Below are 18,604 nucleotides of genomic sequence, written 5' to 3' on the forward strand. Positions count from 1 at the left end.
CCCCTCTTTTATTACATTTGCTTCACCCTAAATAGACAAAAGCCCGGCCCATGAAATGCATGGACCGGGCTTTTGTCTATTTGTAGTAGAACTTAGTTGCTCTTATAAGGAATAGTCACGATCCCGTAAGAGTGAGTCAGGGCACTGCCAGGATAACCATCAACGACTGTCAACTCTCCCGTCTCGTGGTTAATCTTAAACACCCAGGTTTTTCCTGTGTTTCCGCTGATAACGTTTACATAGTTACCGTCTGCGCTCAGATCCATATCGAGAAAGTATTCATCGTACTTACTGTCCTGATACGCAATCTCTTGCTTAAGCTTGATGCTGCCGTCTTTATTGATGGCGTAGGTGGAAATGCTTGAAGTCAAAGGGTTGGTTGTCCAAGCGTATTTCCCATCACGCGAGATAGTTACCCAGCATACTGCCTGCTGGCCACCCCAATAGCCTTTGCCGGCAATAACGTCAGGGGAAATAACGCTGAGCTTGCCGTTTTTGTCGATGTTGTATGAAGTGACAGAACCTGATTGCCCTTCAAACAAGCGCAGGAAGGGGTACTTCTTTTTATGCTCGGCAGACGAGTTGTAAAATTTGTGATCGCTGGTGATGAAGCGGGTCTCGGTAACCAGAAGCGTGTAATTGTCATCTTCACCTTTTACGATTTTCGTGCCGATCGGCAAGGCGAAGAAACGGTCTTTCGAAGCCTGTGGAGAATCGATGCTTGATACCGGCTTTTCAGACAGCAAGCCATTTTCGTCAACAGCATAGGCGTGAGTAACGCCAGTCGTGATCTCAACCACAATCAGATACTTGCCATCACCTGTGAACTCGACACTTGCCGGGCGACCGGTAAGCGGGCGAATGGAGTTGGGAATTTCTTTAAGAAAGCCATTGTCATCAATGGTGAAGCCCTTGATATTGCCGTCACTAGGGTCTTCAAGCTTCTTGCCCATGCTGACGACGTAGACAAGGTTCTTGTAGGACGCAATGCCGTTGGGCTTGATATCGCCAGCCTTGACGACGTTAGTCAGTTTCAGAGACAGGTCGTCCTGAACACGTAATGACGAAAGCGTGCCATTACCAGCGTTTACAACCAGAACATTCTTGTTATCCGCAGAGCGCCATAGGCCATAGGCTGCGGCCAAAGGGTCGATACCATCGGTAAAGGTATGGCCGGTTGTAGGGTCATAAGGCAGGCCGAATAGCTCAACAAAGCCCGTGCCCTTGCCACCTGTTTTGTACTCACCGACCTGCGCTAGCGTCCCGTCAGCGAATTGCTTGTAACCAACAACGGAATTTTCATCTGCATTATTGGTCGCTACATAGACGCCGCCTGTTATCTCATTGGCGAACGCCGGTAACGAACAGGCAAACAGTAAACAACATAATATTTTTTTCATGCGGTCTCGTCCTTGAAGGTATTTTGCAAAAAGTACAGCTACTGACATCTAATCCGGTAATGTCTTGTCTGAAGTTAAGCATAAATTTAATTGGGAGAACAAAACCTCCCCCTCCATCCTGTTTCTCCGTAGGACTGATCTCGCAAAAAGTAATTGGATTATTTTTCCTGCAGACTGACCGTTAGCCGCCATTGCCCGTCTACCTGATCAGCGCGCCATTCGCCGCGCAAGGGACGGGCCGCAATAACGGTCAACTGCATATCCCGCCCATCTCTTTGCAGCCGCCAGTTAACCGCTCGTCCATTGAGCTGCAACTGGCCTTGCTGCTCACGCCCCAGCGTTCGCAAACGCAGCACATAAGCGCCGTCGTATTCACCGCTTTGCGGGGTTGGTTGCTCGTTGAACCACAGCTGCAGCCCAGCATCGCGCACCTCGATTCGATCAAGGCGCAGTGCATCCGGGCGAAACAAATCACCAAACATCAAGCCGATCAAAAAGCCAAAAATGGCCAGAGAGCCAATCACTCGCAACCAAGGACGAGGCCGATCGCCTATATCAGGAGTAGAATATTGCCCGCCTTCACGCTCGGAGCCGCGCATGTTTCACGTCATCCTTTTTCAACCAGAAATACCACCCAATACCGGCAACATTATCAGGCTCTGTGCCAATAGCGGTTGCAACCTGCATTTGATCGAGCCAATTGGCTTTGAATTGGATGATAAACGCTTGCGTCGCGCAGGGCTGGACTACCACGAATACGCCACACTGCAGCGTCATGCAGACCTTCAGAGCTGCCTCGCCAGCATTGGCCAGCCTCGGGTGTTCGCCTTCACTACCAAGGGTACGCAAGGCTTCCACGAGGTGAGCTACCAATCCGGCGACGCCTTTCTATTTGGCCCGGAGAGCCGTGGACTGCCACAAGAGGTGCGTGATGCCCTGCCAGTTGAGCAATGCGTACGCCTGCCAATGCGCGAAGGCTGCCGCAGCCTGAACCTGTCGAATACCGTTGCAATAGCCGTTTACGAAGCATGGCGACAGCAGGGCTTTGCCATGCCGCCAGCTAATCGCTAACACCATTCAGCCGTTGATCTACAGCCACAAAAAAACGCCAGTGAAGGCGTTTTTTTGCAAGTCATCCCTGGCGGGAAGAGCTTAGTGGGTAGCGTTTTCCGGTGCAGCCTGCTGCAGACGTTGCAGCTCTTGTGCATAGAGCGCGTCGAAGTTCACCGGCGCGAGCATCAATGCTGGGAACGAGCCGCGAACCACCAGGCTGTCGAGGGTTTCACGGGCATAGGGGAACAGGATGTTCGGGCAGAAAGCGCCAAGGGTGTGGCTCATCGACGCCGCATCCAGCCCCTTGATCAAGAAGATACCGGCCTGCTGAACTTCAGCGATGAAGGCCACTTCGTCACCGTTCTTGACCGTCACCGACAAGGTCAGCACGATCTCGTGGAAGTCACCATCCAGCGGTTTCTGACGGGTATTGAGGTCCATCTCGACTGCTGGGGTCCATTCCTTGCGGAAAATCTCTGGGCTCTTGGGTGCTTCGAAAGAAAGGTCACGTACGTAGATACGCTGCAACGAGAATTGCGGGGTTTGCTCTTCAGTTGCGCCAGCGCCAGTGTTTGCTTGTTCAGTCATACCAAAGCCTTATTGTTAGTTAAACCAAGTTGAAGAGACCCCAGAGCAGCGGTTTGCAGCCTTGTGCGCCTGTCGCTCGCTGTTCTTGCTGAGATCCCGCGGATATCAGGATTATGCCTTGAGCAATGCGTCGAGCTTACCGGCGCGCTCCAGGGCATAAAGTTCGTCGCAGCCACCCACATGGACTTCGCCGATCCAAATCTGTGGGACCGAGGTTCTTCCAGCCTTGCGGGTCATCTCTGCACGCAATGCAGCGTTGCCATCGACTCGCATTTCGGTGAATGCGACCCCTTTATGAGCGAGCAACTGCTTTGCCCGTATACAGAAGGGGCAATAATCGCTTGAGTAGATCACGACCTCCATATCACTTCACCACCGGGAGGTTATCACCGCGCCAGGTAGCCATCCCACCTGAGAGCTTTGCAGCGCTGAAACCTGCTTTTTGCAGTTCACGAGCAGCGGTACCGGCGTGCTGGCCGGCGGCGTCCACCACCACAATGGTCTTGGCCTTGTGCTTATCCAGCTCTGCGATACGGGTCGCCAGTTTTTCATAAGGGATATGCAGCGAGCCAACAATGTGGCCGGCAGAAAAATCTTTTTGCGAACGCACATCCAATGCTACGCCCTGCTCGCTATTAAGCAGCGCTGTCAGCTCACGGCTGCTCAAGCTCTTACCGCCTTTTTGCAACTCAGTGACCAGCAGCAGCACAAGCAGAATGACGAAAGCACCGGCTAGCAAATAGTGGTTAGTAACAAATTCAATCGCGTGAGCAAGCATCAGGGATATTCCAGGACGGTAAAATGCCGGCCAGTATACACAGCCCCACAAGTCGGCCAAACCCCGTCCGGCGGTGACTTGATAGCGTCTAGGCCTTAAAATGGTCAATCTTTATGCCTACAGCAGAGCGAGCCAGCTTTATGAGCGTCACGCCAAAACCTTTGGTTCTGATCATTCTTGATGGTTTCGGCCACAGCGAAAGCCCCGAATACAACGCCATTTTTGCCGCCAACACGCCGGTTTATGATCACCTGCGCGCCACGCAGCCCAATGGGTTGATTTCGGGTAGTGGCATGGATGTCGGCCTGCCAGACGGCCAGATGGGCAACTCGGAAGTGGGCCATATGAACCTGGGCGCGGGTCGTGTGGTGTACCAAGACTTCACCCGCGTGACCAAGGCCATTCGCGATGGCGAGTTTTTCGACAACCCAGCCATCACCCAGGCGGTCGATAGTGCCGTGAGCAACGCCAAAGCCGTGCATATCCTCGGCCTGCTATCTGACGGCGGCGTGCACAGTCATCAGGATCACATTGCCGCCATGGTCGAACTGGCAGCCAGGCGTGGCGCTGAAAAAATTTACCTACATGCGTTCCTGGATGGTCGCGATACGCCACCAAAAAGCGCGCAATCGTCGATCGACCTGCTGGACAATACCTTCGCCAAACTTGGCAAAGGCCGCATCGCCAGCCTGATTGGCCGCTACTTCGCCATGGACCGTGACAATCGCTGGGACCGTGTCGAGCAGGCCTACAACCTGATCGTCAATGGCCAGGGCCAATACAACGCAGCCAACGCCAGCGCCGGCCTGGAAGCCGCCTATGCGCGGGGCGAAAGCGATGAATTCGTGAAAGCCACCACCCTGGGTGACGCGGTGTCAGTCGCAGACGGTGACGCCGTGATCTTCATGAACTTCCGCGCCGACCGGGCTCGCGAACTGACGCGCAGCTTCGTCGAACCGGACTTCAATGAGTTCGAGCGCACGCGCTCACCGCAACTGGCTGGCTTCATCATGCTCACCCAATACGCCGCGAGCATTGATACGCCAAGCGCATTCAAGCCAACACCACTGACCAACGTACTTGGCGAGTACCTGGCCAACAACGGCAAGACCCAACTGCGCATTGCCGAAACCGAAAAATACGCCCACGTGACCTTCTTCTTCTCCGGCGGTCGCGAAGAACCATTCACAGGCGAGGAACGCATCCTGATCCCATCGCCCAACGTCGCCACCTATGACTTGCAGCCAGAAATGAGCGCGCCGCAAGTGACCGACAAGATAGTCGACGCCATCGAAAACCAGCGTTACGACGTGATTGTGGTCAACTACGCCAACGGCGACATGGTCGGCCACACCGGCGTCTTCGAGGCCGCAGTGGCTGCGGTTGAATGCCTGGACAGCTGTGTCGGCCGTATTGTCAGCGCGCTCGACAAAGTCGGTGGTGAGGCTCTGATTACCGCCGACCACGGCAACGTTGAGCAAATGGAAGATGAATGCACCGGGCAGGCACACACTGCCCACACCTGCGAGCCAGTGCCATTTATCTACGTTGGCAAGCGCGACGCCCAGGTCCGTGATGGCGCTGTACTGGCAGATATTGCCCCAACCATGCTCACGCTGCTGGGCCTGCCTGTGCCAGAAGAGATGACCGGCACCAGCATTCTCACCTTCAACAAGTGAGTATTGGTTAATAAAAAGCATAAATGCCTCAGCCCGCTGGTCTGGGGCATTTTTTTTGCTCCGGACCACGGGCATACTAGGGTCACTTTATGCACAGGTATGCCTTCGCCCAATGTTCCGCGCCCTAGTTCTGATATTGATGACGTGCTTGCTCTCCCCTGCGTTTGCAGATGAGAAAGCTGACGCGCAAAAACAGCTTAATGCCGCCCAGTCTGACGTTGTCGAGCTGAAAAAACTGCTGCAGAAAATCCAGCAGGAAAAATCTGGCGTACAGAAATCGCTGAAGCAGACCGAAACCGAGATGGGCCAGCTGGAAAAGCAGGTCAAGGACCTACAAGAGCAGCTCAACGACGGCGAAGAAGAGATCAAGCGCCTCGAAACAGAGAAAAAAAAACTCCAGAGCGCGCAAATTGAACAGCAACGCCTGATCGCCATTCAAGCCCGGGCTGCTTACCAAAGCGGGCGCCAGGAGTACATCAAGCTGCTGCTCAATCAGCAGAACCCCGAAAAATTCTCACGCACCATGACCTATTACGACTATGTAAGTAAGGCGCGCATGGAGCAATTGAACACCTTCAACGAAACACTGCGTCAACTGGCAAACGTCGAGAACGAGATCACCGCCCAGCAGCACCAGCTGCTTGAACGCAAAAGCACCCTCGACACCCAGACCGAAAAGCTGGCGCAAGTGCGCAAGCAACGCCAACTTGCGCTGGCCAAGCTGAACAGCGACTATTCGGCACGAGACAAGAAGCTCAAAGCCCGCCAGCGCGATCAGGCGCAACTGGCCAAAGTCATTAAAACCATCGATGAAACCCTTGCAAGGCAAGCCCGCGAAGCTGCCGCAGCACGGCAACGGGCGCTCGCCGCGGCCAACCAGGCCAAACGCCAGAACGCTGCGTCACCCTCCAGCAACAGCGGGCCCATAGTCAGCTCTGGTGCGGTCTACGGTGGTCAATTCGCCAATGCACGGGGCAAGTTGCCTTGGCCAGTTAATGGCCGTCTGCTGGCACGTTATGGAACCCCGCGCGGCGAAGACGCTCGAACCAAGTGGGATGGCGTACTGATCAGTGCAGCCGCCGGCAGCCAGGTACGCGCAGTGCATGGTGGCCGGGTTGTTTTTGCCGACTGGTTGCGCGGCGCCGGACTTCTGGTCATTCTCGATCATGGTAATGGTTATTTGAGCCTGTATGGGCACAACCAGAGCCTGCTCAAGGACGCGGGCGACGTGGTTAAAGCTGGGGATCCAATCGCAACAGTGGGCACCAGCGGCGGGCAGAATACGCCTGCATTGTATTTTGCAATCCGCCAAAAGGGTCGCCCAAGCGATCCGGCACAATGGTGCCGCGCGCAAGGATAAGCGCTTATTTATTCCGTAGGAGTTTGTTCGACATGCCGCATTTGCCCCGCCTTACCTCTCTGGCTTTAGCGATCGCCCTGTTCAGTGGCGTGTCAATGATGTCCCATGCAGCAGAGATCATCGCACCAGCAGCCGCTCCAGCCAGTGACAAGGCGCCATTGCCACTTGATGAGCTACGCACCTTCGTTGAGGTGATGGATCGCATCAAGAGCTCGTACGTCGAGCCGGTTACCGACAAGGAACTGTTGGAGAATGCCATTAAAGGCATGATCAGCAATCTTGACCCCCACTCTGCTTACCTGGGGCCAGAGGACTTCGCTGACCTGCAAGAAAGCACCAGCGGCGAGTTCGGCGGCCTCGGCATTGAAGTAGGCATGGAGGATGGCTTCGTAAAAGTCGTCTCGCCGATTGATGACACCCCGGCTTCAAAGGCTGGTATTCAACCGGGTGACCTGATCATCAAGATTGACGACCAACCAACCAAAGGCATGTCGATGCTCGACGCCGTCGACAAGATGCGCGGCAAGGCTGGCAGCAAGATCAAGTTGACCATAGTCCGCGACGGCGGCAAGCCTTTTGTAGTCAACTTGACTCGCGCCGCGATCAAGGTCAAGAGCGTCAAAAGCCAGATGCTCGAAGCGAACTACGGCTACATCCGCATCTCGCAGTTCCAGGTCAATACCGGCGAGGAAGTCGGAAAAGCCCTGAACACCCTGCGCAAAGAGAACGGCAAGAAGCTCAGCGGCCTGGTTCTCGACCTGCGCAACAATCCGGGCGGCGTGCTGCAGGCAGCGGTTGAGGTCACCGATCACTTCCTCAAGAAAGGCTTGATCGTCTACACCAAGGGCCGAATCGCCAACTCCGAGCTGCGCTTCTCCGCAGATCCGGCCGACGCCAGCGAAGGTGTACCGCTGGTGGTGTTGATCAACGGCGGCAGCGCTTCGGCCTCTGAAATTGTTGCCGGCGCCCTGCAAGACCACAAGCGCGGCGTGTTGATGGGCACTGACAGCTTTGGCAAGGGCTCGGTGCAAACCGTACTGCCACTGAGCAGCGACCGTGCGTTGAAACTGACCACAGCCCTTTACTTCACCCCCAATGGCCGTTCGATCCAGGCGCAGGGCATTGTCCCTGACATTGAAGTGACGCGCGCCAAGCTCACTCGCGAAGGTCCCGCGTCAAGCCTCAACTATAAAGAAGCTGACCTGCAAGGCCACCTGGGCAATGGCAATGGCGGCGCCGACAGGCCAACCAGCAGCGCCAAAGCCGCTCAGGCGCGCCCGCAGGATGATGACTACCAACTGAGCCAGGCTCTGAACCTGCTCAAAGGCCTGAATATCACTCGTAACTGAACATCAACGCATTGCTGTTTGAAGCTTGGCGTTGTCACACCGGCCTGAACGGCGCCCACAAAAAAACCGGTCTGGTGCTAAGCCAGACCGGTTTTTTATGCTGCGCTATTACAGGTAACTGTTGGTTATGTCGTCAATAAAGCCTTCTGCGCGCAGTTCATCCAGCGCTTTTTGCAGACGCTGCACCACTTCATCCGGGGTATCTTTGTTCAATGCCAAATACAGCTCGGCTTCCTTGAAGCGCAGCACTGTATTAAGGCCACTGACGCCCTCCTGCTTGGCGATATAACGCCCAACCGGATCAGTCGTTGCCCAGAGATCAATCTTGCCGGAGGTCAGCTTCTTGACGTTTTCCTGGTCACGCAAGGCGTTGATTGGTTTCAGGCCCTCACTTTCCAGGGCCTGGCTGACCGCGTCATTCTTGTAGGCACCAACGTTGTACTTCGCCGAATCCTTGAGATTGGTAATCTTGATATCGCTACCTGGCGCCGCCAGCAATACCCAGCCGGTCTTGGCCAGTGGGCCGACCCACTTGAACAGCGGTTTACGCTCTTCGGTATAGGTGGTCGAGAATAGTGCGTAGCTAGGCTTATCCAGGGTCAGGCGATACAGGCGATCCCACGGGAAGCGCAGGGTCAGGGTGTACTTGATGCCAGCACGCTTGAACATCTCCCGTACGATGTCGGCACTGATACCGTCGATACCGTCATCGCGAGCGAAGTTCTTGTCGTCCACCGCCATGTTAAAGGGTGGAAAGTTCTCAGTCAGTAACACTACCTTGTAGTCTTCGGGTAACTCGGCATGCGCCACGCTCGCCATCAGCGCCAGCCCCAGCAACAGACCACTCTTTACTTTCTTCAACATCTTGCTTACCCCGCCCGCATATATTGTGATTATTTGGTTAGCGACGTCCGTATCCGCGTGACCTGTGGCTCACTTTCATAAACTCCTGTTAGACAAACGGGCCTGAAAAGGCCCGTTTGGTATCACAGATAGCTGTTGAGGGTGTCGTCGACAAAGCCCTCTTTGCGCATCTTGTCCAACTCAGCCTGCAGCTTCTGTACCACCTCGTCCGGCACCTCCTTGTTGAGCGCCAGATAAAGCTCGGCAGTATCGAAACGCAGGATTGTCTTCAAACCAGAAATGCCTTCTTGTTTCGCCAGGTAACGCCCGGCTGGATCGCCGGTTGCCCAGAGATCGATTTGTCCAGACACCAACTTAGTGGCATTGAGCTGGTCGCGCAATGCGGTGATCGGCGTCAGGCCCTGCTGCTGGAGATGCTCAGCAATCGCATCCCCCTTATAAGCGCCAACCTTGTACTGCTTGGCGTCTTCAAGGTTGTTCAGGCTGATGTTGCTATCACTGCGCCCTAACAAAACCCAGTCGTCCGGACCTATTGGCCCTACCCACTTGAACAGTTCCTCACGCTCAGGCAGGCGCGCGGTCACGAAGACGCCGTAGTTCGGCTTCTCCAGGGCTAATTTATAGATGCGGTCCCACGGAAAGCGCAGTGTCAGGTTGTACTGAATCCCCGCCCGCTTGAACATTTCGCGCACGATATCCACGGCAATGCCGTCGAGGTTATCTTCCTGCGCAAAATTCTTGCCGTTGATTGCCATGTTGTATGGCGGGAAGTTTTCGGTCAGCAAGACCATGCGGTAGTTTTCGTCGATTTCGGCTCGCGCCACCCCAGACATCAATAGCAGTGCCCCAGCACTTGCCAACAACAGACGCTTCAACATCAATCACAACCCTAGTTCAGAACGCATATTTTTAATCGGGCAAGACTAGCCCTGTTTTTGTGCAGACAACAATCCGATATTCATAGCTGCGACCCAGATCACCCTCCATGACCCGAGTTGGAGCATTGACCAATGCTAACGCACAACAATGCCGCGACTGGCCATGTAGGCTTTGGCCTCGGGCACCGTGTATTCACCGAAGTGAAAAATGCTGGCAGCCAGGACCGCGGCCGCCTTGCCTTCGATAATGCCGTCAGCCAAGTGATCGAGATTGCCCACGCCACCGGATGCGATCACCGGGATACCCACGCTTTCGCTGATCGCCCGGGTAACGCCAAGATCAAAGCCGCTCTTCATGCCGTCTTGGTCCATGCTGGTCAGGAGAATTTCACCTGCTCCCAGGTCTTCCATCTTCTTCGCCCACAACACCGCATCCAGGCCGGTTGGCTTACGCCCGCCATGGGTGAAGATTTCCCAACGCGGCGTCTCGCCAGGCGCGGAAACCCGCTTGGCATCGATCGCCACGACAATGCATTGCGAACCGAAGCGTTGCGCTGCCTCGCCGACAAACTCGGGGTTGAACACCGCAGCGGTATTGATCGAGACTTTGTCGGCCCCCGCATTGAGCAGGTTGCGAATGTCCATCACCGTACGTACCCCGCCGCCAACAGTCAGCGGAATAAACACCTGGCTGGCCATGCGCTCGACGGTATGCAAGGTGGTGTCGCGGCCATCAACGCTTGCAGTGATATCGAGAAAGGTGATCTCGTCAGCACCTTGCTCGTCGTAGCGACGGGCAATTTCTACCGGGTCACCGGCATCGCGGATGTTCTCGAATTTAACGCCCTTGACCACGCGGCCATTGTCGACGTCGAGGCAGGGAATAATACGTTTAGCCAGTGCCATGATGGAGTCCTGTTTGGGGCGGGCAATCCAGGGATTGCCCACCTACTGAAGCAAGTCGATCAACCCGTGTAGCTGTCGCAAAATGCCTGGGCTTCAGCAACATCCAAGGTGCCTTCGTAAATCGCCCGGCCGGTGATTGCACCGATAATGCCCGGGGCCTTGGCGGCCAACAGGCTTTTGATATCACCCAGGTTATGGATACCGCCAGAGGCGATGACCGGAATCGAAGTCGCTGCGGCCAATGCGGCGGTGAACGGCACATTGCAGCCTTGCATCATGCCGTCTTTGGCGATGTCGGTATAAACGATGGCCGAGACGCCGTCGGCTTCAAAGCGCTTGGCCAGGTCGATAACCTGCACGCTGCTGACTTCAGCCCAGCCGTCGGTGGCGACGAAACCGTCCTTGGCATCCAGACCGACAATGACCTTGCCCGGAAAAGCCTTGCAGGCCTCAGCCACGAACTCTGGCTGCTTGACCGCCTTGGTGCCGATAATCACGTAGCTTACGCCTGCCTTGACGTAATGCTCGATGGTTTCCAGCGAGCGAATACCGCCACCGATCTGGATCGGCAAATTTGGATAACGCTTGGCGATTGCAGTAACCACCTCGCCATTGACTGGCTGGCCTTCGAATGCACCATTGAGATCGACCAGATGCAGACGACGGCAGCCACCGTCGACCCACTTGGCAGCCATGCTCACCGGGTCATCGGAGAACACCGTGGAATCTTCCATGCGGCCCTGGCGCAGACGCACACAGGCGCCGTCTTTGAGGTCGATTGCGGGGATAATCAGCATCGGTTGAACCTATTCAAGTCTTAGCATTAATCACAGCGAGCCGTTGAAGCCTCCCACCTGCACGAGGCGATCCAGCGGTTCATTAACTTTTTTCCAGCGCCCACAAGTCGCTTTCGATGCTCTCGAACCTGTCTCTAAGCAGGCTTTGCACATCATCAACAGCCTTGTTGTAGTAAAGCGGCGCGATCTCGCGGTTGAACAGTTCGAGAATCTCCTGCACTTCAAACGAGCCCAGCTCAAGTTCGAAACGCTGGTCGAGAAACTTCTGCAGGCTGGCAACCGCAGCCGCTTCCTGGGCCGGTTCGAGGCTCAGGACTGGGCTTTTATCCTTGCCCCGGGCCATTTACCAGCGACCGTCCCACGCAGCGAAGTTCTGCAGCAATTGCAGTCCATGGGTGTGGCTTTTTTCCGGATGGAACTGCACGGCAAAACGCGAACCGTCAGCCAGCGCTGCGGCAAAATCGTTGCCGTAATGCCCACGACCGACCACCTGCTTGGGGTTGCCCGCTTCGACGTAGTAGCTGTGCACAAAGTAGAAACGCGCCATGTCCGGAATGTTGTGCCACAGCGGATGCTTGACCGTTTGCGCGACTTCATTCCAACCCATGTGCGGGACCTTCAGCGCCTCGCCATCTTCAACCTGGCCCTTGCCAAAGAAACGCACGGAACCCGGGAACTGGCCGATGCACTCGACGCCGCCATTTTCTTCGCTGCGATCCATCAAGGCCTGCATACCCACGCAGATACCGAGGAACGGGCGATCCTGACTGACCTCACGCACCAATTGGTCAAAGCCCAAACGGCGGATTTCGGCCATGCAATCGCGAATCGCACCGACACCCGGGAACACCACGCGATCAGCTTCGCGAATCACCTGGGCATCGCTGGTCACCAGAACACGGCCGGCGCCCACATGTTCGAGCGCCTTGGACACCGAGTGCAGGTTGCCCATGCCGTAGTCGATAACGGCTACCGTCTGCATCAGAGCACGCCCTTGGTCGATGGCATCTGCCCGGCCATGCGCGGATCAAGCTCAACCGCCATGCGCAGCGCGCGACCAAATGCCTTGAACACGGTTTCGATCTGGTGGTGGGTGTTGGTGCCACGCAGGTTGTCGATGTGCAGGCTCACCAGTGCATGGTTGACGAAGCCCTGGAAGAATTCCTGGAACAGGTCAACGTCAAAGCCACCCACCACCGCACGGGTGAAAGGCACATGCATCTGCAAGCCGGGGCGCCCCGAGAAGTCGATGACCACGCGCGACAGCGCCTCGTCCAACGGCACATAGGAGTGGCCGTAACGGGTCATGCCTTTCTTGTCGCCAATGGCTTTGGTGAAGGCCTGACCGAGGGTAATGCCAACATCTTCGACTGTGTGGTGGTCGTCGATGTGCAAGTCACCCTTACACTCGATATCAAGGTCAATCAGGCCGTGGCGAGCGATCTGGTCAAGCATGTGCTCAAGAAATGGCACGCCGATGTCGAATCGTGCCTTGCCAGTACCATCCAGGTTGATCGAGACCTTGATTTGGGTCTCCAGTGTGTTGCGCTCGACGAATGCCGTACGTTCGGCCATCACCTGCTCCACTCAATCGTTATGCAAAAGGGTAGCCATTATAGGCAGCCTTATCCTAGGCGGCTACCGGGGATAACCATTGCGCACGTCCAGCCAATTACCGTTAGTAGGAAATTGTCCGAAACCCAGTGCCTATGCAGGCATCGCAGCCCTTGCCTGTCGCGCGACACGGGACAGCAACAGGCGCTGCTAAAACAGCAATAGGCCCAAGCCATCGTTTTGCGGCACTATTTCTCCATGACCCCAGCAGACTTAGACGAACCAGCATGGACACAATTGACCGTTTGATCATCGGCGCCGGCGCACTCGGCCTGGCCTGCGCCGCCCGCCTTGCCAAGCCTGGCGAAAGCACCCTGATTGTCGAGCGTGAAAAACTCATCGGCAGCCACACTTCCAGCCGCAACTCCGAGGTCATTCACGCAGGCGTTTATTACGCAGCCAATTCCCTCAAGGCGCAGCTGTGCCTTGAAGGTCGCGAACGGCTGTATGCCTGGTGTGTCGAGCATCAGGTGCCGCATCAACGCATCGGCAAGCTTTTGGTGGCGGTCAACGATGACGAACGCAGCCAGCTCACAGCCATCGCCGAGAATGCCAGCGCCTGCGGCGTTGATGAGCTGCAAGCCATAAGCCAGCAACAACTGCACGACCTCGAACCTGCAGTTCACGGGGTAGAGGCCTTGCTGTCGCCAAACACCGGGATCATCGACAGTCATGTCTATTTGCAATCGCTGCTCGCCAGCGCTGAACGCAAGGACGCGCAACTGGTGCTCGACACACGCATTGAGCAACTCGAGCCCTCGGCCAGCGGCTGGATTGTCCAGGGTGTCAGCTGCGGCGAGCCCTTTAGCCTCAAGGCTCAGCAGGTAATAAACGCGGGCGGGCTGTTTGCCCAGCAACTGGCACAGAACACCGTTGGACTCAATGCGGGCTCGATACCTAAGCTGCACCTGTGCCAGGGTCGCTACTTCAGCTACAGCGCACGTTCGCCATTTAGTCGCTTGATCTACCCCATGCCAGAGGCCAATGCGACTGGACTGGGTGTCCATGCCACGCTGGACTTGGGTGGCCAACTGCGTTTCGGCCCCGACACCCGCTACGTCGAACACATTGACTACAGCCTGGATGCCACTTTGCTCGAACCCTTCGCCCAGGCAATCCGCCGATATTTTCCGAAACTCGACAGCTCTCGCCTCGTGCCGGGTTACAGTGGCGTCCGTCCAAAGCTGTCAGGGCCAGGGGAACCGGCTGCCGACTTCGTCATCCAAACCCCTGCCGACCACGGTTTGGACGGGTTGATCAACCTGTTTGGCATAGAGTCGCCGGGCCTTACTGCCAGCCTGGCAATTGCCGAACGCGTTGCAGGCGTTAATTTGTAACCCACGCAACGCTATACTTATCCGTTTATATTCAAGCTAATGCATACAAGGAATCGGTCATGAAATCGCTCGGCAAAATCCTGGGCCTATTTTTCCTCGGACTGCTGCTGATCATTGTGGCACTGGGCTTTGCCCTGACCCACTTGTTCGATCCCAACGACTATAAAGACGAGATCCGCGACCTCGCCCGCGAAAAAGCCAACCTTGAACTGACCCTCAATGGCGATATCGGCTGGAGCCTGTTCCCCTGGCTGGGCCTTGAGTTGACCGACGCCACCCTGGCCAGCGCCGATACCCCGGACAAACCTTTTGCAGACTTGCGCCTGCTTGGCTTATCCGTGCGTGTGTTGCCGCTGCTGCGCAAGGAAGTGCAGATGAGCGATATCCGCGTTGATGGCCTCAACCTGAATCTCGAAATCGACGACAAGGGCCACAGCAACTGGGAAAACGTCGGCCATCCAAGAAAGACCGCCAGCGCAACTGATGCCCCAGACTCCGCTGACAAAACCGCAGAAGCCGCCCCCCAGGCCCCAAGCAAACCCAGCGACCCGATCAAGCTGGATATCGACAGCCTGATCGTCAATAGCGCACGAGTTGACTACCACAACGCCCAAAAGGGCCAGCAATTCAGCGCTGAAAGTATCCAGCTGACCACCGGCGCCATTCATGAAGGCGCCAGCGTACCGGTCAAGCTCAGCGCTTTCTTTGGCATCAACAAGCCGGTGATGCGCGCCCGTACCGAACTGCAAGGCGACCTGCGCTTTGACCGGGTACTGAAACGCTACGAACTTGAAAACGCCAAGGTTTCCGGTGAAGCATCCGGCGAGCCCCTTAACGGCCAAACCCTGACCTATGCCCTGCAAGGTCAATTGAGTGTCGATATGGCCGCCAATATTGCCCAATGGAGTAGCCTCAAACTGTCTGCCAACCAAATGCGGGCAATTGGCGAGCTCAAGGTTACCGACTTGCGCGACAAGCCAAAGCTCAGCGGTGGCTTCTCGGTTGCCGAAGTCAACCTGCGCCAGTTCCTCAAGGGCATTGGCCAGGAAATCCCAGCCATGGCCGACGAAAACACACTGAACAAGTTTGAACTGGTGACGCGCCTCAGCGGCAGCCCAAGCAGCATCAAATTCAATGAGATGACACTCAAGCTCGACGACAGCACGTTCAACGGCGAGTTGGCGGTGGACGATTTCTCCAGGCAGGCACTGCGCGTCAAGCTCAAGGGCGACAAGCTCGACCTTGATCGCTACCTGCCACCAAAGTCGAAAGAGGCCAGTGCTCGTGATGCCGAGGTCAAGCAAAGTGTGGCCAAGGCAGGCAAGGCCGGTACTTCAGAGCTACCAAATGCACCGACCCAGCAGGCATGGAGCTCCGCCCAGGTGCTGCCGATCGACCGCCTGCGCAAACTCGACATGCAGGTTGCGCTGAACCTTGATCAATTGACAGCAGACAAACAGAACTTCAGCAATGTCGACCTGCAAGCAAAAAGCGCAGGCGGCCTGCTCACGCTCGACAATGCCAGCGGTAGCCTTGGCAGCGGCAGTTTCGTCGCCAAGGCACGGGTGGATGTGCGTCCAGCGACCCCGGTACTCAGCTTGCAAAGCACCCTCAAGCGCCTGCCAGTCGAACCCTTCCTGACCACCGCCGAAAACAAGGCACCGGTCAGGGGGCTGCTCGACCTGCAAGCGAACCTGACCACCAGCGGCAACAGTCAAAAAGCCTGGGTTGAAGCCCTCAACGGCACCAGCAGCTTTGCCCTGGAAAACGGCGTACTGGTCGGCGCCAATCTCGAGCAGCAAATCTGCCAGGGCATCGCCACACTCAATCGCAAGCAGCTGACCCGTGAAATCAACGGCACGGACACGCCATTCAAAACCCTGAATGGCAACCTGACATTTCGCAATGGCGTGGCCAGCAATCCAGACTTGAAAGTCGAAGTACCGGGCCTGAATGTAACCGGCGATGGCGACCTCGACCTGCGCGTGCTGGGCCTGGACTACCGCATTGGCGTCACCCTGCTCGGCGACACCCGTGCAATGCCCGATCCGGCCTGCCAGGTTAACGAACGCTATGTGGGCCTTGAGTGGCCGATTCGCTGCCGTGGCCCACTCGAACTTGGCGCCAAGGCTTGCCGCCTGGATAAAGACGGCCTAGGCAAGGTTGCGGCCAAGCTAGCGGGCGACAAGCTCACCGAGAAACTTGAGGAAAAACTCGGCGACAAAGTCAGCCCGGAACTGAAGGACGCGCTCAAGGGCCTGTTCAAGCGATGAGTCCCGAGCAGTTTTCAAGCGCGGTTCTGCAATGGTATGACCTGCATGGTCGCAAGGACCTGCCTTGGCAACAGGACATAACCCCCTATCGCGTCTGGGTTTCTGAAATCATGCTCCAGCAAACCCAGGTCGGCACTGTCCTGGGTTACTTCGACCGATTCATGGCTGCGCTGCCAACGGTGCGCGACCTGGCCGAAGCCCCGGAAGATGAGGTGCTGCATTTATGGACCGGGCTGGGCTACTACACCCGCGCCCGCAACCTGCAAAAAACCGCCAGGTTGATAATGAGCGAACACGCTGGCGAGTTTCCACGGGATCTCGAAGCACTGATCGCCCTGCCCGGCATTGGTCGCTCAACCGCAGGCGCCATCGCCAGCCTGAGCATGAACCTGCGCGCCCCAATTCTCGACGGCAACGTCAAACGTGTACTGGCTCGTTATGTCGCGCAGGAGGGTTATCCCGGCGAGCCCAAAGTCGCCCAGCAGCTTTGGGACGTCGCGGAACGCTTCACCCCGCAGCAGCGGGTAAATAACTACACCCAGGCGATGATGGACCTTGGCGCCACCCTCTGTACGCGCAGCAAGCCAAGCTGCCTGTTGTGCCCGCTCAAGACTGGCTGCCAGGCCCACTTGCTGGGCCTTGAAATTCGCTACCCAGTCCCAAAGCCGCGCAAGACGCTGCCACAAAAGCGCACGCTGATGCCAATCTTGGCTAATCACGCAGGTGATATCCTGCTTTACCGCAGGCCTTCAAGCGGCCTTTGGGGCGGCTTATGGAGCCTGCCAGAGCTGACTGACCTGCAAGAACTGGAATCACTCGCCAACAGTCATCAACTGGATATCGGCCCGCGCCAGCAACTCGCCGAACTGACCCATACCTTCAGTCATTTCCAACTGGCCATCGATCCATGGCTGGTCAGGGTCACCACGGCCCCGGCTAGCGTGGCCGAAGCCGACTGGCTCTGGTATAACCTCGCCCAACCGCCGCGCCTAGGCCTGGCAGCCCCTGTCAAAAAGTTGCTCAAGCGCGCGGCAGATGCCTTGAATGCAGGAGAATTGTCATGACCCGCACCGTAATGTGCCGTAAGCACAAGCAAGAACTTCCAGGCCTTGAGCGCCCGCCGTACCCAGGCGCCAAAGGTGAAGACATCTTCAACAATGTCTCAAAGCAAGCCTGGGATGAGTGGCAGAAACACCAAACCCTGCTGATCAACGAGCGCCGCCTGAACATGATGAACGCCGAGGACCGCAAATTCCTCCAGGTTGAGATGGATAAATTCCTGTCTGGCGAAGATTACGCGCAGGCTGAAGGTTACGTGCCGCCCAGCGAGTAAATTCGAGCGAGGGTGAAACTGATCAAAACTTGATCGATTTCACCCGAATTCATCGTAAGCGCCCGTTATCTTTAAATATTTTTCAAACCTTCGCTTGACATGCCTTCGTCAAATCCGTCTAATACGCCCCGTTGCCCAGATAGCTCAGTCGGTAGAGCAGGGGATTGAAAATCCCCGTGTCGGCGGTTCGATTCCGTCTCTGGGCACCACTAATTCATTTCAGGTGGTGCCAAAACCACCCGAAAGCCCACAAGAAACCCGCCTAGTGCGGGTTTTTTGTTGCCTGTAATTTTCCATCCGTGCTTTGCCATGCAAGTCTGTCGCTTCTCGCTGGCATTGAGCGCTATTGCTCGGGCATAATTTGCCGGATTTTGCTGCGTATTCAGTTCCTTAGC

Annotated in this window: 20 protein-coding genes and 1 tRNA gene; 9 read left to right on the forward strand and 12 right to left on the reverse strand. The window is 56.3% G+C overall.

All coding sequences use genetic code 11. The features are described 5' to 3' along the window. Window positions 1-92: 92 nt before the first annotated feature. Together CHB79_RS11055 and CHB79_RS11060 are read right to left on the reverse strand one after the other, a co-directional pair. On the reverse strand, window positions 93-1,400 hold the full coding sequence (locus CHB79_RS11055; RefSeq protein WP_176443167.1) for a lactonase family protein: 1,308 nt from the start codon (window positions 1,398-1,400) through the stop codon (window positions 93-95). 158 nt (window positions 1,401-1,558) lie between these two features. Then, a complete protein-coding gene (locus tag CHB79_RS11060; RefSeq protein WP_089359896.1) occupies window positions 1,559-1,999 on the reverse strand; it encodes a hypothetical protein in 441 nt (146 codons plus the stop codon). Here CHB79_RS11060 and trmL point away from each other — a divergent pair. Beyond that, a complete protein-coding gene (gene trmL / locus CHB79_RS11065) occupies window positions 1,998-2,471 on the forward strand; it encodes a tRNA (uridine(34)/cytosine(34)/5-carboxymethylaminomethyluridine(34)-2'-O)-methyltransferase TrmL (protein ID WP_089359897.1) in 474 nt (157 codons plus the stop codon). The two genes, CHB79_RS11060 and trmL, sit on opposite strands and share 2 nt — an antisense overlap. Window positions 2,472-2,552: 81 nt before the next feature. On the opposite strand, the gene secB is transcribed toward trmL, so the two are convergent. The 3 genes from secB to CHB79_RS11080 form a co-directional block, all read right to left on the reverse strand. Further along, on the reverse strand, window positions 2,553-3,041 hold the full coding sequence (gene secB / locus CHB79_RS11070) for a protein-export chaperone SecB (RefSeq protein ID WP_010488600.1): 489 nt from the start codon (window positions 3,039-3,041) through the stop codon (window positions 2,553-2,555). Window positions 3,042-3,152: 111 nt separating this feature from the next. Further along, window positions 3,153-3,404, reverse strand: coding sequence for a glutaredoxin 3 (grxC, locus tag CHB79_RS11075; RefSeq protein WP_010488602.1), 252 nt, complete (start codon window positions 3,402-3,404; stop codon window positions 3,153-3,155). A 1-nt stretch (window position 3,405) separates the two neighbouring features. Further along, complete coding sequence (locus CHB79_RS11080) at window positions 3,406-3,819, reverse strand: rhodanese-like domain-containing protein (protein WP_010488603.1); 414 nt, start codon at window positions 3,817-3,819, stop codon at window positions 3,406-3,408. A gap of 140 nt (window positions 3,820-3,959) precedes the next feature. Here CHB79_RS11080 and gpmI point away from each other — a divergent pair, with 140 nt between their 5' ends. From gpmI to CHB79_RS11095, 3 genes are all read left to right on the forward strand, one after another. Beyond that, window positions 3,960-5,498, forward strand: a complete 1,539-nt coding sequence (gpmI, locus tag CHB79_RS11085) for a 2,3-bisphosphoglycerate-independent phosphoglycerate mutase (RefSeq protein ID WP_010488605.1) — start codon at window positions 3,960-3,962, stop codon at window positions 5,496-5,498. Between the two features lie 112 nt (window positions 5,499-5,610). Further along, the gene (locus CHB79_RS11090; protein ID WP_089359898.1) at window positions 5,611-6,858 is read left to right on the forward strand and encodes a murein hydrolase activator EnvC family protein; all 1,248 of its coding nucleotides are present in this window, start codon (window positions 5,611-5,613) and stop codon (window positions 6,856-6,858) included. Window positions 6,859-6,953: 95 nt separating this feature from the next. Next, window positions 6,954-8,207, forward strand: coding sequence for a S41 family peptidase (locus CHB79_RS11095; protein WP_425439598.1), 1,254 nt, complete (start codon window positions 6,954-6,956; stop codon window positions 8,205-8,207). 108 nt (window positions 8,208-8,315) lie between these two features. Here CHB79_RS11095 and CHB79_RS11100 read toward each other — a convergent pair whose 3' ends face one another. The 7 genes from CHB79_RS11100 to hisB form a co-directional block, all read right to left on the reverse strand. Then, complete coding sequence (locus CHB79_RS11100) at window positions 8,316-9,071, reverse strand: substrate-binding periplasmic protein (protein ID WP_010488612.1); 756 nt, start codon at window positions 9,069-9,071, stop codon at window positions 8,316-8,318. A 122-nt stretch (window positions 9,072-9,193) separates the two neighbouring features. Continuing rightward, entirely contained in the window at window positions 9,194-9,946 is a 753-nt protein-coding gene (locus tag CHB79_RS11105) for a substrate-binding periplasmic protein (protein ID WP_089359981.1), read from the reverse strand. Between the two features lie 138 nt (window positions 9,947-10,084). Continuing rightward, the gene (hisF, locus tag CHB79_RS11110; protein ID WP_089359899.1) at window positions 10,085-10,855 is read right to left on the reverse strand and encodes an imidazole glycerol phosphate synthase subunit HisF; all 771 of its coding nucleotides are present in this window, start codon (window positions 10,853-10,855) and stop codon (window positions 10,085-10,087) included. Between the two features lie 59 nt (window positions 10,856-10,914). After that, a complete protein-coding gene (hisA, locus tag CHB79_RS11115) occupies window positions 10,915-11,652 on the reverse strand; it encodes a 1-(5-phosphoribosyl)-5-[(5-phosphoribosylamino)methylideneamino]imidazole-4-carboxamide isomerase (RefSeq protein ID WP_089359900.1) in 738 nt (245 codons plus the stop codon). Between the two features lie 82 nt (window positions 11,653-11,734). Then, window positions 11,735-11,995, reverse strand: coding sequence for a DUF2164 domain-containing protein (locus CHB79_RS11120; RefSeq protein ID WP_089359901.1), 261 nt, complete (start codon window positions 11,993-11,995; stop codon window positions 11,735-11,737). Further along, window positions 11,996-12,634, reverse strand: a complete 639-nt coding sequence (hisH, locus tag CHB79_RS11125; protein WP_010488621.1) for an imidazole glycerol phosphate synthase subunit HisH — start codon at window positions 12,632-12,634, stop codon at window positions 11,996-11,998. Next, window positions 12,634-13,227 (reverse strand): imidazoleglycerol-phosphate dehydratase HisB, encoded by a 594-nt coding sequence (gene hisB / locus CHB79_RS11130; protein ID WP_010488624.1) that lies wholly within the window; start codon window positions 13,225-13,227, stop codon window positions 12,634-12,636. Before hisB ends, hisH begins: the two co-directional genes overlap by 1 nt. 266 nt (window positions 13,228-13,493) lie before the next feature. Here hisB and CHB79_RS11135 point away from each other — a divergent pair, with 266 nt between their 5' ends. The 5 genes from CHB79_RS11135 to CHB79_RS11155 all read left to right on the forward strand — a co-directional run bounded on the left by CHB79_RS11135 (window position 13,494) and on the right by CHB79_RS11155 (window position 18,418). Beyond that, window positions 13,494-14,603: an NAD(P)/FAD-dependent oxidoreductase gene (locus CHB79_RS11135; protein WP_089359902.1), complete on the forward strand. Its 1,110-nt coding sequence runs from the start codon at window positions 13,494-13,496 to the stop codon at window positions 14,601-14,603. Between the two features lie 59 nt (window positions 14,604-14,662). Continuing rightward, the gene (locus CHB79_RS11140; protein WP_089359903.1) at window positions 14,663-16,876 is read left to right on the forward strand and encodes an AsmA family protein; all 2,214 of its coding nucleotides are present in this window, start codon (window positions 14,663-14,665) and stop codon (window positions 16,874-16,876) included. Beyond that, the gene (gene mutY, locus CHB79_RS11145) at window positions 16,873-17,940 is read left to right on the forward strand and encodes an A/G-specific adenine glycosylase (protein ID WP_089359904.1); all 1,068 of its coding nucleotides are present in this window, start codon (window positions 16,873-16,875) and stop codon (window positions 17,938-17,940) included. Before CHB79_RS11140 ends, mutY begins: the two co-directional genes overlap by 4 nt. Further along, window positions 17,937-18,209 (forward strand): oxidative damage protection protein, encoded by a 273-nt coding sequence (locus CHB79_RS11150; protein WP_010488632.1) that lies wholly within the window; start codon window positions 17,937-17,939, stop codon window positions 18,207-18,209. Before mutY ends, CHB79_RS11150 begins: the two co-directional genes overlap by 4 nt. 133 nt (window positions 18,210-18,342) lie before the next feature. Then, a tRNA-Phe gene (locus tag CHB79_RS11155) sits at window positions 18,343-18,418 on the forward strand. Window positions 18,419-18,604: the final 186 nt, after the last annotated feature.

Source organism: Pseudomonas segetis, assembly GCF_900188155.1.
In the GTDB taxonomy this organism is placed as follows: Bacteria; Pseudomonadota; Gammaproteobacteria; order Pseudomonadales; family Pseudomonadaceae; genus Aquipseudomonas; species Aquipseudomonas segetis.

Bases quoted from the DNA above. Each gene is read 5' to 3' on its own strand.
- CHB79_RS11090 (WP_089359898.1), top strand. From the start codon at position 5,611: ATGTTCCGCGCCCTAGTTCTGATATTGATGACGTGCTTGCTCTCCCCT.
- CHB79_RS11080 (WP_010488603.1), bottom strand. From the start codon at position 3,819: ATGCTTGCTCACGCGATTGAATTTGTTACTAACCACTATTTGCTAGCC.
- hisH (WP_010488621.1), bottom strand. From the start codon at position 12,634: ATGCAGACGGTAGCCGTTATCGACTACGGCATGGGCAACCTGCACTCG.
- secB (WP_010488600.1), bottom strand. From the start codon at position 3,041: ATGACTGAACAAGCAAACACTGGCGCTGGCGCAACTGAAGAGCAAACC.
- hisF (WP_089359899.1), bottom strand. From the start codon at position 10,855: ATGGCACTGGCTAAACGTATTATTCCCTGCCTCGACGTCGACAATGGC.
- mutY (WP_089359904.1), top strand. From the start codon at position 16,873: ATGAGTCCCGAGCAGTTTTCAAGCGCGGTTCTGCAATGGTATGACCTG.
- CHB79_RS11100 (WP_010488612.1), bottom strand. From the start codon at position 9,071: ATGTTGAAGAAAGTAAAGAGTGGTCTGTTGCTGGGGCTGGCGCTGATG.
- gpmI (WP_010488605.1), top strand. From the start codon at position 3,960: ATGAGCGTCACGCCAAAACCTTTGGTTCTGATCATTCTTGATGGTTTC.
- CHB79_RS11140 (WP_089359903.1), top strand. From the start codon at position 14,663: ATGAAATCGCTCGGCAAAATCCTGGGCCTATTTTTCCTCGGACTGCTG.
- hisA (WP_089359900.1), bottom strand. From the start codon at position 11,652: ATGCTGATTATCCCCGCAATCGACCTCAAAGACGGCGCCTGTGTGCGT.
- CHB79_RS11055 (WP_176443167.1), bottom strand. From the start codon at position 1,400: ATGAAAAAAATATTATGTTGTTTACTGTTTGCCTGTTCGTTACCGGCG.
- CHB79_RS11120 (WP_089359901.1), bottom strand. From the start codon at position 11,995: ATGGCCCGGGGCAAGGATAAAAGCCCAGTCCTGAGCCTCGAACCGGCC.
- grxC (WP_010488602.1), bottom strand. From the start codon at position 3,404: ATGGAGGTCGTGATCTACTCAAGCGATTATTGCCCCTTCTGTATACGG.
- CHB79_RS11135 (WP_089359902.1), top strand. From the start codon at position 13,494: ATGGACACAATTGACCGTTTGATCATCGGCGCCGGCGCACTCGGCCTG.
- CHB79_RS11095 (WP_425439598.1), top strand. From the start codon at position 6,954: ATGATGTCCCATGCAGCAGAGATCATCGCACCAGCAGCCGCTCCAGCC.
- CHB79_RS11060 (WP_089359896.1), bottom strand. From the start codon at position 1,999: ATGCGCGGCTCCGAGCGTGAAGGCGGGCAATATTCTACTCCTGATATA.
- CHB79_RS11150 (WP_010488632.1), top strand. From the start codon at position 17,937: ATGACCCGCACCGTAATGTGCCGTAAGCACAAGCAAGAACTTCCAGGC.
- trmL (WP_089359897.1), top strand. From the start codon at position 1,998: ATGTTTCACGTCATCCTTTTTCAACCAGAAATACCACCCAATACCGGC.
- hisB (WP_010488624.1), bottom strand. From the start codon at position 13,227: ATGGCCGAACGTACGGCATTCGTCGAGCGCAACACACTGGAGACCCAA.